Here is a 13,442-nt window from a genome sequence, read left to right on the forward strand (position 1 = left end):
ACGCAGTACAAGGATGAAGGCACCAGCGCGGGCCGCCTGGCGCTGATCGCAAAGGCGCGTAGCGTCGACGCCGAGGTTGCCAATCGATCGGCGTCGTGGGGCGCCGGGCAGACGATGGGATTTCTCGCCGAGGAGCTGGGGTTCGCCAGCGCCTGCGACATGGTCGATCGCATGACAGGCAATCTGCGGGTGCAGATCGACGCGATGGTGCGCGAGTTGCAGAACAAGCACCTGGTCGACGCGCTCAACCGCGGTGAGTGGCGCGCCGTCGCGCGGACCTATAACGGGCCGAAGTATGCCGAGAACAACTACGACGTTCGGCTTGCCGATGCCGATAAGCGTTGGCAGCGCAAGCTTGCGCTGCCGGCGGCTCACGATCCGGCGCCGGGCTTGTCGGCGGCCGAAATCAAGGTGCTGCAATCCAAGCTGCGCGCGCTCGGTTACGTCGCCGTCGGCAAGCCCGACGGCAGCCCCGGCGGCAAGACGGTTGCGGCGTTGTCGCAATTCCAAGCGCATGAAGGCCTGCCGGTCACGGGCGCGGCGGACGGTGCGACGATCGAGGCGCTGCGCAGTGCGGTGCCGGTGCCGCAGCCGGTCGATCGCCAGCTCGTCACCGCCGACGATCTGGCGGCCGCCGGATCGCAGACGGTCAAGGCGGCGAACACTGGCGGACTGATCGGCAAGGGCAAGGTGCTGATCGGCGGCTTGCTCGTCGCCGGCGGCGGCGCCGAACAGGTGACGGGCTTGCTCGATACCGCGCAGAACGGAATCGACAAGATCAACCAAGCCAAGGGCATCATGCAGGCGCTCAAGGATTTGGTCGGCCCGATCCTCGCCGATCCGGCGATCATTGTCGCCGGCGTGATCCTGATCGGCTCCGGTGCGGCGGTCTATTGGATCGCCGAGCGCATCAAGGCGCGCCGCGTCGCCGACCATATCAGCGGCGTGCATGCCGGGCCTGCGGAGTAATCGCGCATGTTGATCTCGCTTCTCACCACCGTCGCCGGACTGGCGACGGGAGGCGGCGGGCTCGCGCTCGCCGCCATGTATCTGCCGAGCGTGGCGTTCGGCCTCAAGACGGCGATCGAGTTTCTGCGCTCGCCGCTTGGGCAGATCGCCGGCGCGGCGGCGCTGGCGTTCGTGCTGTTCGCGTCCGGCTACGTGTCCGGCGACATTCACGGATCAGCCGAGGTTCGCGCCGCCTGGCGCGACGCCGATGCGTTGCGCCTCGCCGCGCAACGTCAACGCGAGGCCGCGGCGAAGGCCGCGGCGCGCACCGAAACCGATCTCGCGATTACTGCGATCGAGCGACACGCCGACGCAATGCAAACGAAGGTGTCCGACTATGCGAAAGCAACTGACGGCAAGGCTTGCCGCCTTGCTACTGACGACGACATTCGCCGGCTGCGCGATATTGCCCGGTGATCGTCCGGCGCCGCCGGCACCGCGCCTGCCGAACGAATGCAAGGCGCTGGGCAAGCCGGTGCCTTTGCCGGCGCCGCGCAAGGCTGATCTCGGCGTGCTGGCGGCCGAGAACCGCGCCGCGGCCGCCACGGCTAACGGTCGCATCGTGGCGCGTGATCGCTGCGAAGATAAACAGCGCGACGCGCTGGAAAGTGGCGGCACCTGATGGCGGACGAGTCGCAAAGCCTGGTGCTGCTACTTGGTGAGCTGAAAGGCAAGCTGGAGTCTCACATTGACGCGGTCGGACGTGATCGCGCCGAGCGCGAACAGGACCGGCAGGAAAGCGCGAAGTACCGCCAAGAGGTGCGGCACCAGCTCGCCAATATGTCGATGAAAGTCGGCGCTATCGATCCGCTCGCCGAACGCGTCGCCGCGATCGACGATCCGAAAAACCCGCGGTCGCTGGCGGCCCGGCTCGCCAAGATCGAGCCGCAAGTTTCCGACCTCACGCGCAAGGCCGCGACCGCTGTTGCAATCGCAACCGGCGCCATCGGGCTTATCATGTACTTCGTGCATATGTTCGGCGCCGAGTTTAAGGCGCTGATCCTGCGCGTTCTCAGGATTTCGTAATGCAATCGCTATCAGACGAACAGTGCCGACGCGCGGCCGCTGCGCAGGCCGAGCACAGATCGGAGCGCAAGGCGGCGGCGGCGCTCGGCTTGCCGCGTTCGACGTTCAAGCTGCATCTGCACCGCGCGGCTGAGCGCGGCATGCTTGGCTTTAAGCCGGTGTTGCCCGGCTTCGCCATCAAGCAAATTGCGACTAATCGCAACGGCGACGGGGGCACCAAGAGCGAATGGATTCAGCAGCGAAAGGAATCGGGCGACAAGTTCGAAATCCCAAGCGGGCAAATCCTTAAGGGTATATCGGCCTACGTCGACGACGAGGGGCGGTGGCGGTCCGGATGGATCAAGACGCGCACGGACAGCGCCGCGCCCGAGCTGATCGGCGCGCTGAAAGCCGAGTTCGAAGCCTATCGCGGCCGCGCGCATATCGTGCCGGCACCGCGCCGCACCGAACGCGACTTGCTGGCCGTCTATCCGATCGCCGATCCGCATATCGGCATGTTGTCATGGCGGCCGCAGACGGGCGCCGACTACGATCTCAAGATTGCATCCGAGCGCATGCTCGATTGTGCGTCGTCGATCGTGGCGAAGGCGGACCGCGCGCGCGAGGCGACGATCATCAATCTCGGCGACTGGTATCACGCCAACGATCAGCGCAACGTGACGCCGAAGTCAAAGCATCAGCTCGACGTTGACGGTCGTTGGTTCAAGGTGCAGCGCGCCGGCGTCCGGGTGTTTCGCTCGATCATCGATATGGCGCTTGCCAAGCACGAGCGCGTCGAGGTGGTCAACATTCCGGGCAACCACGATCCTGAGGCCGGCGCCGCGCTTGCGCTCGCGCTGTCGGGTTTTTACGAGCGCAACCGCCGAGTCAAAATCACGTTCCCGGCCGATCTCTATTACCGCCGTTTCGGCAACACGCTATTCGGCGCCGCGCATGGCGACAAGCTCACGCCTGGCCGCATGGCGATGGCGATGGCGGTCGATCAGCGCGAAGCATGGGGCGCGACCGCTTATCACTGGTTTCTGTTCGGGCATATCCACAAAGACAAGCTCGACACGATCGGCGACGTGCGAGTCGAAGCATTCTCGACGATCGCCGACAAAGACAACCACGCCGCCGGCGGCGGCTGGCGATCCGCGCAAGCGTTGCAAGTGATCACGCTGCACAGACGTAACGGCGAGGATAGCCGCCAGCGCGTCAACATTCCGCCGCCGAGTATGAGGTAACGACAATGGCAAAATGGGATGATGAGGATTTGCGCAGCCGCACCCCGCTGCCGGATTTCACCGTCGCGCCGCCGCCGCGTCATGCCGAAACCAGCGTGATGCCGCCTGCGGATTTCGAGGCCGCGGCCGACGCCGAGGCGCGAATGGCGACGTTCTGCCCGCTCGCCGATCTTGCGGTGTCGCCGGCGTCGCCTGGCGCCCCGGCGGCTGCCAAGGCGAGCAATCCGAAGGACGCGTTCGGCACGCTCAAGGCGTGTCTGTCGTGGATTCCGATGGAAGTGATTTTCGAGCTGGCCCTTGCCTTCGCCGAGGGCGGGTTCAAGTACGGCGGTCACAACTACCTTGTCGCCGAGCCTCGCGCGAGCGTGTACGTCGACGCCTGCGCGCGGCACGTATTCCAGTTCTGGAATTTGGGCGAGGAAACGGACGCCGAAAGCGGCGCGGGGCTGCACCACATTTCGAAGGCGATTGCATCGCTGGCGGTGCTGCGGGCGGCGCAAATCCACGGCCGCTATATCGACGATCGCCCGCCGCCGGCGCCGGCGGGCTTCCTGGCTGATCTCAATGAGAAGATGAAGCGGCTCGGCGAGACGCACGCAGATCCCGTGGCGCGCTATCTGGCCGGCGGCTTGCGCGGGCCGGGCCGTATCCTTCCGGATTAGGGAGAGGGTCGCGGCACTTTGAGCCGGCGCATCGTCACGCGTATATTGCTGCCCTGAAAATCCTCGTGGTGCTCAACGATCGTTTCAAAGGTCTCTTTTGGGAACTCTTTGAAGTAGGCGCGCGCGCGCTGTCGCGCCTCGGCGATCCGCATGGTGAAGGAATAACGGACGTAGGGGTCGGGTGCTGTCGCCATGTGCCACGCGTAACAAAACGATCGGGCCGCCTCAATAGGGCGGCCCGCTGTGCGTTAATTCCGGGTGCAAGCTAGGTCGGTGCGACCGGGGCCGTTTTATCGCGCCAGCGGCCAGCGCAGCGCGTTTGCCGAATTGCGATGATCGACTATTGCGGCGGTCACACGTTCCAGCTCGCGGCGCAGTGTAGCTGTCTCGGTGAGGAACCTTGCGCGCCGGGCGGCGCGATAGGTTCGATTGTGGTCGCCGTGTCGGCGGATGTCGTCGAAAGCGGCCAGTTCGGCGGCCGCAATTTCGGTGTTGATCCGGGCTGCCGCCTCGTAAGCGGCGGCGAGCAGGTCGTCCTCGGTTGGCGGCGTCATGCTTCCACTGCCTCACATTCCATGTGGATTTCACACTCGCCACACATGAGCTTTGCGTCGGGCTTCGCCCACGCCTTGAGGCCGCAGTCAGGACATTCGAAGGCGGTTTTGCTGGCGGCCTTTTTGGCGCGCGTCTTGGCCGCTTTTTCGTCTTCGCTCCATCGGTCGCCGAGCAAGTCGACGGCGCCGCCTTCGGCCTCAAAAGCCGCATAGGCCAGATCATAACCGCCGCCGTCGACGATGTAGTGCGACACGCGCTGCCCGGTTTCTTTTCCGCCCGGCTCGCCGGTGCTCGACGGGTGCAAGCCGATCTCGCGCATTTTCGCTGCCCATTCCTTGTTATGATATCCGGACCGGGACGGCTTGCCGAAATGCTGTTGCCAGAGGTGCGCCATCTCGTGCGCCAGCGTCGACAAGGTGGCGCGGATGTCGCGCTCCGAAAAGTGCGACGGGTTGAGGGCGATCTCGTCCGTGATGGTGCCGCCGTCGCGCGATCCGAACCGCTGCGGGGCGAAGTAACCATAGGCGCCCTTATGGCGCTGCATCGTGATCAGGCACGGCGGCAGGGTGTCGCCGAACAGCCGTTTGTTGAAGAACGCATAGGCGCGATCAAGGCCGCCGTAGGTGTGCGCCGTCGGGTTGTCGGCGAGCGGCAAGGGCAGGGCGGCTTGCATGGTCACGGCTGCGGCTCCCTTAGAGGCTGGTATCAAGGCCGGTGCGATCGGTGAACACGTCCCGCAGGGTATCGGCATAAACGCCGTCAACCGAGGCGATGGTTTTGATCGAGACGCCGCGGACCTTCGCAAACTCGATCGTGTAGTCGTCGGTCGGCGTCAGGGTGATCTTGACGCGGTTAATGCCGGCGGTTGCGAAGTTGGACGGCAGGGCGAAGGAAAGCGCGCCGTCATTGTGGGAGAGGAAATTCCTAGCGCCTGTCATGGCGACAAAGCGCCGGCCGCCGAGCTGTTCAAGGATCGTTTGCGCGATGGTGTTCACTGGTCGGGCCTCGTTTTGTTTCGTACGATACAAAAACAAAAACGCAGCGAGTCGTCAACCGTTCCGGTGCTAAGTTGCCGGCATGGCAAAAAATAAATCTGAAAGTTACGTCGGCCCAGGCCTCGGCATCGTGCTCGGTGCCCTGGCAATCATTGCCGGCGCCGCCGGAATAGCTGGCCCGCTCGGCGCGTTGATTGGCCTTGGCGCGTGCATGTTCGCCATAGCCATCACCGCCGTCGCGCTGTCGGAAATTCGGCGCGCTCTATCAAGCGGCGCGAATGACGAATAGGGCGGGGGGGTCTAGGCGGTAGCGCTCTCCCGCTACCAAAGCAAAATCAAATACTTAGCTCTGATTTGAGCGCTTTCGCGGAATCCGCTCAGCCGGCCCGGACGAAGTCCTGTACGACATCTTCCGTAACTGGTCACGATCAAGTCGGCGTCGTTCTCAGAGCTTGCCCTTACGAAGCGGCGGCTTGGGCGATGGCTGCTGACCTATTCGGCTGGCTGAAGGAGGACGTACAGCGCGGTCCGGACGTGGGCGGCACGTCGACGTGGTTCTGAAGGCCAAACGGGCTGGGTCCCCAGGCTCCGACCTCGACCGGTTCGGCCTTGTTGTCCGAAACAGGAATGTTGAAAGCGCCGATGAGGCCGCTTTCGATTCCTCCGCGATCGACATCCCGGCCTCGCCCCGGCCTCGCCGCCGCTCGTTGCCGATGAAGGTCTGCCCTTCAGGCCATCAATGATCTTCCCGATCAATGGGAAGGGGTTGGGCTGCGCTAGGCCCATTCGCGCAAATTCACGTCCTCAACAGTCATCATTCAGGGGCGCGCCGAAAGCGCGAACGTGGAATGACGAGTTGATAGGTTGAGCTTGTTATTTCGGCGGCAGACCCGCCGCCACAAGTAACTCGCGAACCTTCGCCGAGTCGGCGAGAAAGCGCGGGCTTTCGTTTTTAGGGGGCAGGCCGACTGTTTCGCCGGTCGTGCCCGGCCGTAGCCGCAGGCCGGTGGCGACGGCGACGCGAGCCTCTTCATGGCGCCCCATGGCCTGATAGCAGGTTGCGATCATGAAGTCGGTGCGGCCGGTCGCCGGAGTAATCGCGCGCGAGCGGTGCAGCCATGTCAGCGCGTCGTCGTAACGCTCCATCAAAACAAGCGTGAGGCCGGCGCCGAGCAGCCAGGTCCAGCGCGACACCTCGGGCGTATCGGCGGCGTCGGCCCGCTCGAAGGTCGCCAGCGCATCCTGATAGCGGCCGAGGCGAAGCTGGGCCATGCCGATCTGGAACATGACCAGACCGTCCCACGGATCGAACCGCAGCGCGTTCTCGCAGGCCACCAGCGTTTCGGCAAACTGGTTGGTGTTCTGCAGCAGCCGGCAATACGCCTGAAGCACAGGAATGTAGCTCGGCTCGGTCTTCACTGCGTCTCGGAGCAGATCTCTGGCGCGCTTTTCGATGCCTTCGAGTTCGGACGGCGGATACCACACCATCGCCACGCCGCGCATCAGATGGGCCGACAGCGCTGCCGATATCTCGACGTCGTTCGGTGCGGCAGCGTGCGACTTCTCGAGCAGCTCCTGAGCGACCTTGAAGCGCTCGCGATTGGTCTGATTCAAAAATGCCGCGGCCTGTTCGGCGATGATCTTGGATTCCGGTGGCATCGCGCGCTGAGTCAGAGCGTTGATACGCAGCGCCAGCGGGGCGCCGATGCCAGCCGTCAATCGGCTTTGCTGCAAACGTTCGCTGATCGTATCGACTGGGACACGGATGCCGCCCGCCCATTGCACCTGACCGGTGCGCGAGTCGATCAGCCGGGCCTGCAATTGCCAGTTGCCGTCTTCGCGCTGCAATTCGCCGCGAACGACGAGATCGGCCTTCGCGCTGGGCGGTGCTGCGACGTTGGCGACGACCGGCTGCGCCTCCGGAGCCAGCACGCGTACGTTGCTGATCTTGGACAGCCCATCAGTGAGGCGGTCGGACACCGTCGAAGCCATCGCGGCGGCGGCCGGGTCGGACGTTTTGATTTCAAATGGCTGGACGGCAATCGTCCGCGTCTCTGGAGTCGAGGCACGTTGGATAAACAATGTAGCGGTGAGCGTGACGCCGATGGCCACGACGGCCACAACCGCGGCGATCAGCCTCCGGCGCGGCCGACTGATGGCGCCCGCAGCAGCAGAACCGTCTTCTTTTGGGGCGAGCGGCGGCGGCTGTAAGACGGGGGCAGGCACGTCTTCGTCGGACAGGGCGGCTGCTTCCGCCTCCGGGGTTGTATGCGGGGGCGAGTCGGCCGGCGATCGGTTAACGACCACGACGTCGGCATCGAACAGATAGCCGCGCCCGGACACCGACTTGACGATCTGGCGGTCCTTGTCGCCCAGCGCGGTCCGGATTTCCCGGATGCACTGAAACAGGCTGTCGTCACCGACATGCACGTTCGGCCAGACCGCCGTCATCAACTCCTGCTTGCTGAGGAGGCGATTGGCGTTGGTCGCAAACAGGTGCAGCAGGGCGAACGTCTTCGGGCGCAGGCGAATGACTTCGCCGTTCGCCGGGCGTAGTTCGACCCGTTCGATGTCCAGCTCGAAGCCGGCGAACTGAAGCACAAATCCTCCAAAACCGTCTGTTTGTGCCCCTTTTGGGCGGTAATATCAGAATCTTTTCAGAAAGTCATCGCAACTGGTTCAGGACTTCCCACCCCGTTTCCTGCAACTATCACCCTGTTAACAAAAGGTTAACGGCCATTTTGTCCCGGTGCTGTGCACAACCGGGCGGGGGGAGTTCGAAGTTGCAGACTCCGAACGGAGCCAAGGAACGGTTGCAAAGAGCTGCGGGCCGCGATGCGATGCATCGCGCCGCCGTGGCTGCGCCGGCGGCGCCCCGGATGTGCATCGACGCAATTTCGCTCCGGGTCACGGCGGCGGCAATGACTTTCGTCATGACGCTCGCGCCGGCCATCAGCTTCGCCCAGAGCGTGCCGCCGGGCGCGGTCAACATCGTTCCGGACGGCCGCACCGCGACCTCGGTCGCCACCAATGGTGCGGTCGGCACGGTCACAACGAATACGATATCCGGTGCCAACGCCTTCAACTCTTTCTCGAAATTTCAGATCGGGCGGGGGGCGACGGGGAATCTGGTGCTGCCCAACGGCACCAGCAACTTGATCAACCTGATCAACAGCAGCGACCCGGCCGTCATCAATGGCGTGATGAACTCCTACAAGGACGGCAAGATCGGCGGCAACGTCTACTTCGCCGCACCGGGCGGCTTCGTCGTCGGTTCGTCGGGCACCGTCAATGTCGGCTCGTTGAACGTTACGACACCGACGCGCGAATTCGTCGATGGCGTCGTCAGCAAGTCCGGACAGATCAATCAGGGCGCGGTCGACAATCTGCTGGCCGGCACCGTGCCGATCTCGCCCGAAGGAAATATCCGCATTCGCGGCCGCGTCAACGCGCTGGATGCGGTGCGGCTCTCCGGCCAGAACGTGTCCGTCGGTCCGCGCGAAGCCAGCCGCGAGCAGGCGGCGCGGTTTGCGTCGTCGGTCAACAGCAAGGGGTTGCAGACCGGCGGCAAGATCGTGGTGCGTAACGGCTCGATCCAGATTGTCGCGGCCAACGACGCGCACATCAACGGCAAGCTTCACGCCCGCGGCGGATCGATCTCGGCGCGCGCCGGCCACAACGTCACGATCGGAAATCGTGCCGACATATCAGTGGCTTCGCGCAACGGGCCGGGTGGTTCGATCGCCGTCAATGCAGGCAATGATATCAAGGTCGCCGGCTACGGCGTGCTGTCCGCCAAGAGCAAGAAAGGCGACGCCGGGACCATCCGGGTCGTCGCCAACCATGATCTGATTGTCGAGCCGGGCGCGACGTTCGATACGACATCGGCGCAGGGCAACGGCGGCCTGGTCGAACTCAGCGCCTTCGGCCGGCTCAACATTCCGAGCGGCGTCAAGGTCAAGCTGACGGCGCCGAACGGCAAAGCCGGCACGCTGCTGATCGATCCGCCCACCATGACGATCACCGATAGCCCGATCGGCATCGGCAGCGGCGGCAACTACACCACGGCCGACGTCGCTAATTGGGTCAACGCGATCGACGCCGGAGGCACGCTGATTCTATGCGCCGGCACCGGCGGCGGCCTGTGCAACGGCACCTTTACGCTGGCGAGCGGCACCACGCTCGACGCCCGGCGCACCGCCAGCTCCGGCGGCGTCGTCAATGTCAGCATCGCGGCGAATGAGATCGACATCTACGGCACCATCGACACGCGCTCCTATTCGGGCGCGCTGGTGGACGGCCTGCTGTCATCGGCCAACCGCGCTTCGACCGGCAACTCGCAGTCCGTCACTCTGAACGCGCCGACGATCAATATCGGCAGCACCGGCAAAATCTACGCCGACGTCAACAACGTCGGAACCAGCTACACCGCCGGCAACATCACCATGACTGCCACGGGTAGCGATACCCAGACGGTGGGCGAGGCCAATGCCAGCGCTTCGATCACCATCGGCGGCACCATGACGGCCGCCAACATCTCCGCAACAGCCACGGCGACCGCTACCTCGTCTTATTCGGATCCACTGCAGTCGATGGCGCAACTTGTCGCCGGTGTTGCGTTCGGTGCCGTCTCCGGCCTTGCCGGCGGTTACATCAAGGCGACGGCGACCGCCAAGGTGACGGTGCAGAGCACGGCGCATCTGACCGCGACCAACGCCATTACTTTGTCGTCGGTCGGTTCTGAAAACGCCACCGATCCGGCGATCGCCGGGCTGCAGAGCACGGCGGGAGCGGCCGTGGTGGTCGGCATCGTCAACGCCGACATCGCCACCCAGGTGGCTTCGGGCGCGACGATTTCCAGCGGAAATTTCACGGCGACCGCCACTAACGCGGCCACGCTCAATGTGCTGGCCCAGGTCGTGACGTTCGGCGCCAGCATCGATGGCGCTTTGGCCTACACGACCGGCACCGTCAACACCAAGGCCACCGTCGATCCGGGCGTGGTCTTCAACAAGGTCGGTAACGTCACCGTCGCGGCGCAGAACAATAACAACTTCTCGACCTCGGCGAGCAGCATCGCGGCCGGCACCGGCGTCGCCGCCGTTGCGGTCGCGATCAGCGATGTGACCACCAATGCGGTCGCCAATCTCGGCGCCAGCCTGCCGCAGGCCGCGAATGCGGGGCTCGTCACCGTCTATTCCGGCTCGAACACGTCGAGCAACGCGGTGTTTGCCTCGACCACTATCGGCAGCAACGCGTTCACTGGCGGGTTTGCCAGTGTGCTCTCGAGCCCGACCTCGATCGGCAACGTGGTGTCCTCGGGCGGTGCGTTCGACTCGACCGGCGCCGGGCAGGCGGCTGCTCGTCAGGGCACCCTGACCAATGTGCGCGGCGGAATTACGCTGGCATTGAATCTGACATCGGCGAGTTCGTCGGCGTCGATTGCGAATATCGCCCCCGATGCCAACGGCGACATGATCACCGCCGGCAACGCGCCGACGATCAATTCGGGCAACGTCGCCGTGATCAGCAGCCTAACCGACGCGGGCGTTCGCGGCAGCGCGAGCTCGGCGGTGAATTCGCCGGATCCGACGTCGAGCAGCTCCGGCAGCGCGTCGGGCGTCTCGATGGCGGTCAATGTCGATCAGCTGACGCATAATTCGACGGCTTACATCGGGTCCGGCGTGACGATCACCGCGCCGCAGGTCGGCGTGCACGCCGAGACGACGGTTCCGATAACGATCACCTGGCTTGATTTCGATTCGTTCTCGGCGGTGACGTCTCACATCAGCGGCAGCTTCGGCGTGTCCGGCACGGTGCTGACGAGCTACGCCAACGCGACTTTCGACAGCTCCGCAGTGGCACCGTCGCCGACCTCGCTGTCCGGCGCGGTGAACTACTTCGAAATCACCAATAATACGACCGCGTGGATCGCCAGCGGCGCCCACATCAACCAGACCGGCGCCGGCTCCTGCGCACAAAGCACCGGATCGTGCTGGACCACCAACCTCGGCAACACCGGTCTGAGCGGCACGCCGGCCTCGATCGGCTGGGGCGACAACGTCGCCGTGACGGCGACGACCACGACCGAGTCGATCAACGTCGGCGGCAATTTCTCCTGGCTGAAGTTCTTCGGCACCACCAGCGGACCGACCGGCACGGCCATCGGCGGATCGGCCAACGTCAACATCTTCAACACCAACACAGTCGCCGGCATCGGCGCCGGCGCGGTGATCAGTGCGCTCGGCACCGTCAACGTGACGGCGACCACCAGCGACCTGATCTATGCGGTGGCGCCGACCTCGGGCTCGGGCTCCGGCCTCGGCCTCAACGGCATCGCTTCGGTGCTGCAGATCGACAACCACACTTCGGCGTCGGTCAGCAACCTGGCGCAGGTCACGGCGCAGCGGCTCGAGGTCGACGCGCAGCAGAGTATTTCGTCGTTCGATGTCGGCGGCGGTGTCGGTTCGTCGACCGCGACCGGCGTCGGCCTGGTGGTCGCGCTGGCGCAGATGTCGACCGACACCAACGCCTTCATCGGTGACAATTCGACCGTGCTGTCGCTGACCGGCGCGTCGGGTATCGCCGGCAGTAGTTCGGCAACGAGCGGCTATGTCGATGCACAGAACGTCGCGGTGTCGGCGCTGACCGTCGGCCGCCTCACCACGGTCGCCGTGGCGGCGCAGTCCGCCAACAATCTGCCGAGCGTCACCGACCCGCCGGCCTTCATCTCGACCAAGCCGAGCGACGCCGACTATCTGCAGACGATTGCGGCGTTCTTCGTCGATGGCGGCATCGCGGTGCTGCTGAAGCTGACCAACACCTACAACAAGCTGACCAGCGACGTGTCCGGTCCGGTCAACGGCGGCAACGTCGTCGCCGGCGCCGGCAGCGCCGCGGTTGCGCTGACATCGCTCGGCACCCACGCCTCGATCAGCGGCGCGACGCTGAAGAACGGCACCGGCAACGTCAACGGCGTTTCGGTGCAGGCGCTCAACAACACGATCATCGACACGGCGAGCGGCTCGGCCGCGCTGTCGAAGGGCGCGCCGGGGACGGACTACACCGTCGGCCTGGCCGGCGCAGTCGCGGTCACGATGAGCAGCGACATGACGACGGCGAACATCGCGCAGTCGGCCGTCTCAGCGCACAACACCACGGTTCAGGCGCTGGCGGGCGGCGAGAATACGTCGATCGGACTTGCCATCGCGGTGACGGGCGGCTCCTCCAACAGCAGCCTGCAATTCGCGGCCTCAGTCTCGGCCGCGATGATCAGCAACGGCGTGCAGGCGGGCATCGACGGCTCGACCGTCGGTCAGACGACCGGCAGCGGCGTCGGCGACGTCTCGATCATCGCCGATCAGAAGACCAATATCGGCATCGGCGCGGGCTCTCTGTACGGCGGCCTGACGGTCGGTCCGAACAGCCAGAGCACCGGCGTCGGCGTGGCGATGACCTACGCGTCGATCGGCGATCCGTCGAGCGGCGCGGGCGTCTCGGCCGTGCTGTCGAACTCCACGATCCGCAACGTCGACGATCTCACCGTGCAGGCGCTGATGACCAGCCGCATCGCCTCCGGCGCGGCGACGGTCGGCGGCGGTGCCAACGCCAACGGCTTTGCCGGCGTGGTGATCGTCAACGACATCGATCCGACGGTTCTCGCCGAGATCACTGGCGGAACGGTCAATGTCAGCGGCAATGTTTTGGTCAACGCATCGGGCGCGTCCATCCCCTCGCTCGACGCGCTGATCGCCGGCGCTGCGCTCGCTGCCAATGGCGGGCTGGCGCCGGCGGGGAATTCCGGCCTCGACTTCAGCGGCGGCGCGGTGTCGCCGTCGAACGCCACCGGCGCCGCGATCATTGCGGTCGCGGGCCTGGTGCAGCTCGGAAAGAGCAATGTCGGCGTGTCGATCGTCGTCAATCGGATAGGCACCAGCCATCTGGCGCTGATCGACAGCACGTCGTGAACT

Annotated in this window: 13 protein-coding genes; 8 read left to right on the plus strand and 5 right to left on the minus strand. The window is 64.9% G+C overall.

The genetic code is table 11. The features are described from left to right. From I5M_RS30910 to I5M_RS11940, 6 genes are all read left to right on the plus strand, one after another. Nucleotides 1-969: N-acetylmuramidase domain-containing protein (locus I5M_RS30910; RefSeq protein WP_022721610.1), on the plus strand; the 969-nt coding region annotated here is incomplete at its 5' end. Between the two features lie 6 nt (nt 970-975). Next, nucleotides 976-1,425, plus strand: coding sequence for a hypothetical protein (locus I5M_RS11920; RefSeq protein ID WP_022721611.1), 450 nt, complete (start codon nt 976-978; stop codon nt 1,423-1,425). Continuing rightward, a complete protein-coding gene (locus tag I5M_RS11925) occupies nt 1,415-1,630 on the plus strand; it encodes a hypothetical protein (protein WP_022721612.1) in 216 nt (71 codons plus the stop codon). The genes I5M_RS11920 and I5M_RS11925 overlap by 11 nt, the downstream gene beginning before the upstream one ends. Further along, complete coding sequence (locus I5M_RS11930) at nt 1,630-2,034, plus strand: hypothetical protein (RefSeq protein ID WP_022721613.1); 405 nt, start codon at nt 1,630-1,632, stop codon at nt 2,032-2,034. The genes I5M_RS11925 and I5M_RS11930 overlap by 1 nt, the downstream gene beginning before the upstream one ends. Then, on the plus strand, nt 2,034-3,260 hold the full coding sequence (locus I5M_RS11935) for an oxidoreductase (protein WP_022721614.1): 1,227 nt from the start codon (nt 2,034-2,036) through the stop codon (nt 3,258-3,260). The genes I5M_RS11930 and I5M_RS11935 overlap by 1 nt, the downstream gene beginning before the upstream one ends. A 143-nt stretch (nt 3,261-3,403) precedes the next feature. Next, on the plus strand, nt 3,404-3,922 hold the full coding sequence (locus tag I5M_RS11940) for a dATP/dGTP diphosphohydrolase domain-containing protein (protein ID WP_148287862.1): 519 nt from the start codon (nt 3,404-3,406) through the stop codon (nt 3,920-3,922). Here the strand turns inward: I5M_RS11940 and I5M_RS11945 are convergent. The 4 genes from I5M_RS11945 to I5M_RS11960 form a co-directional block, all read right to left on the minus strand. Then, nucleotides 3,919-4,116, minus strand: coding sequence for a hypothetical protein (locus I5M_RS11945; RefSeq protein WP_022721616.1), 198 nt, complete (start codon nt 4,114-4,116; stop codon nt 3,919-3,921). The genes I5M_RS11940 and I5M_RS11945 overlap by 4 nt on opposite strands. Before the next feature lie 96 nt (nt 4,117-4,212). Further along, on the minus strand, nt 4,213-4,476 hold the full coding sequence (locus tag I5M_RS11950; RefSeq protein WP_022721617.1) for a hypothetical protein: 264 nt from the start codon (nt 4,474-4,476) through the stop codon (nt 4,213-4,215). Next, nucleotides 4,473-5,150 carry a SprT-like domain-containing protein gene (locus tag I5M_RS11955; protein ID WP_022721618.1) on the minus strand — a complete coding sequence of 226 codons (678 nt, stop codon included), beginning with the start codon at nt 5,148-5,150 and terminating at the stop codon, nt 4,473-4,475. Before I5M_RS11955 ends, I5M_RS11950 begins: the two co-directional genes overlap by 4 nt. A 19-nt stretch (nt 5,151-5,169) precedes the next feature. Continuing rightward, on the minus strand, nt 5,170-5,472 hold the full coding sequence (locus I5M_RS11960; RefSeq protein WP_022721619.1) for a hypothetical protein: 303 nt from the start codon (nt 5,470-5,472) through the stop codon (nt 5,170-5,172). An 82-nt stretch (nt 5,473-5,554) separates the two neighbouring features. Here I5M_RS11960 and I5M_RS11965 point away from each other — a divergent pair, with 82 nt between their 5' ends. Further along, on the plus strand, nt 5,555-5,761 hold the full coding sequence (locus tag I5M_RS11965; RefSeq protein ID WP_022721620.1) for a hypothetical protein: 207 nt from the start codon (nt 5,555-5,557) through the stop codon (nt 5,759-5,761). Between the two features lie 584 nt (nt 5,762-6,345). On the opposite strand, the gene I5M_RS11970 is transcribed toward I5M_RS11965, so the two are convergent. Continuing rightward, on the minus strand, nt 6,346-8,073 hold the full coding sequence (locus tag I5M_RS11970) for a winged helix-turn-helix domain-containing tetratricopeptide repeat protein (RefSeq protein ID WP_022721621.1): 1,728 nt from the start codon (nt 8,071-8,073) through the stop codon (nt 6,346-6,348). Nucleotides 8,074-8,393: 320 nt separating this feature from the next. Between I5M_RS11970 and I5M_RS11975 the strand changes: the two genes are divergently transcribed. Further along, entirely contained in the window at nt 8,394-13,439 is a 5,046-nt protein-coding gene (locus tag I5M_RS11975; RefSeq protein WP_159103993.1) for a leukotoxin LktA family filamentous adhesin, read from the plus strand. Nucleotides 13,440-13,442 lie beyond the last annotated feature (3 nt).

The sequence above is a fragment of the Rhodopseudomonas sp. B29 genome (assembly GCF_000333455.1).
Classification (GTDB): Bacteria; Pseudomonadota; Alphaproteobacteria; order Rhizobiales; family Xanthobacteraceae; genus Rhodopseudomonas.

Excerpts from the sequence above, each read along its gene's own strand:
- I5M_RS11955 (WP_022721618.1), bottom strand. The coding sequence starts at position 5,150 with ATGCAAGCCGCCCTGCCCTTGCCGCTCGCCGACAACCCGACGGCGCAC.
- I5M_RS11950 (WP_022721617.1), bottom strand. The coding sequence starts at position 4,476 with ATGACGCCGCCAACCGAGGACGACCTGCTCGCCGCCGCTTACGAGGCG.
- I5M_RS11945 (WP_022721616.1), bottom strand. The coding sequence starts at position 4,116 with ATGGCGACAGCACCCGACCCCTACGTCCGTTATTCCTTCACCATGCGG.
- I5M_RS11920 (WP_022721611.1), top strand. The coding sequence starts at position 976 with ATGTTGATCTCGCTTCTCACCACCGTCGCCGGACTGGCGACGGGAGGC.
- I5M_RS11965 (WP_022721620.1), top strand. The coding sequence starts at position 5,555 with ATGGCAAAAAATAAATCTGAAAGTTACGTCGGCCCAGGCCTCGGCATC.
- I5M_RS11935 (WP_022721614.1), top strand. The coding sequence starts at position 2,034 with ATGCAATCGCTATCAGACGAACAGTGCCGACGCGCGGCCGCTGCGCAG.
- I5M_RS11975 (WP_159103993.1), top strand. The coding sequence starts at position 8,394 with ATGACTTTCGTCATGACGCTCGCGCCGGCCATCAGCTTCGCCCAGAGC.
- I5M_RS11940 (WP_148287862.1), top strand. The coding sequence starts at position 3,404 with ATGGCGACGTTCTGCCCGCTCGCCGATCTTGCGGTGTCGCCGGCGTCG.
- I5M_RS11930 (WP_022721613.1), top strand. The coding sequence starts at position 1,630 with ATGGCGGACGAGTCGCAAAGCCTGGTGCTGCTACTTGGTGAGCTGAAA.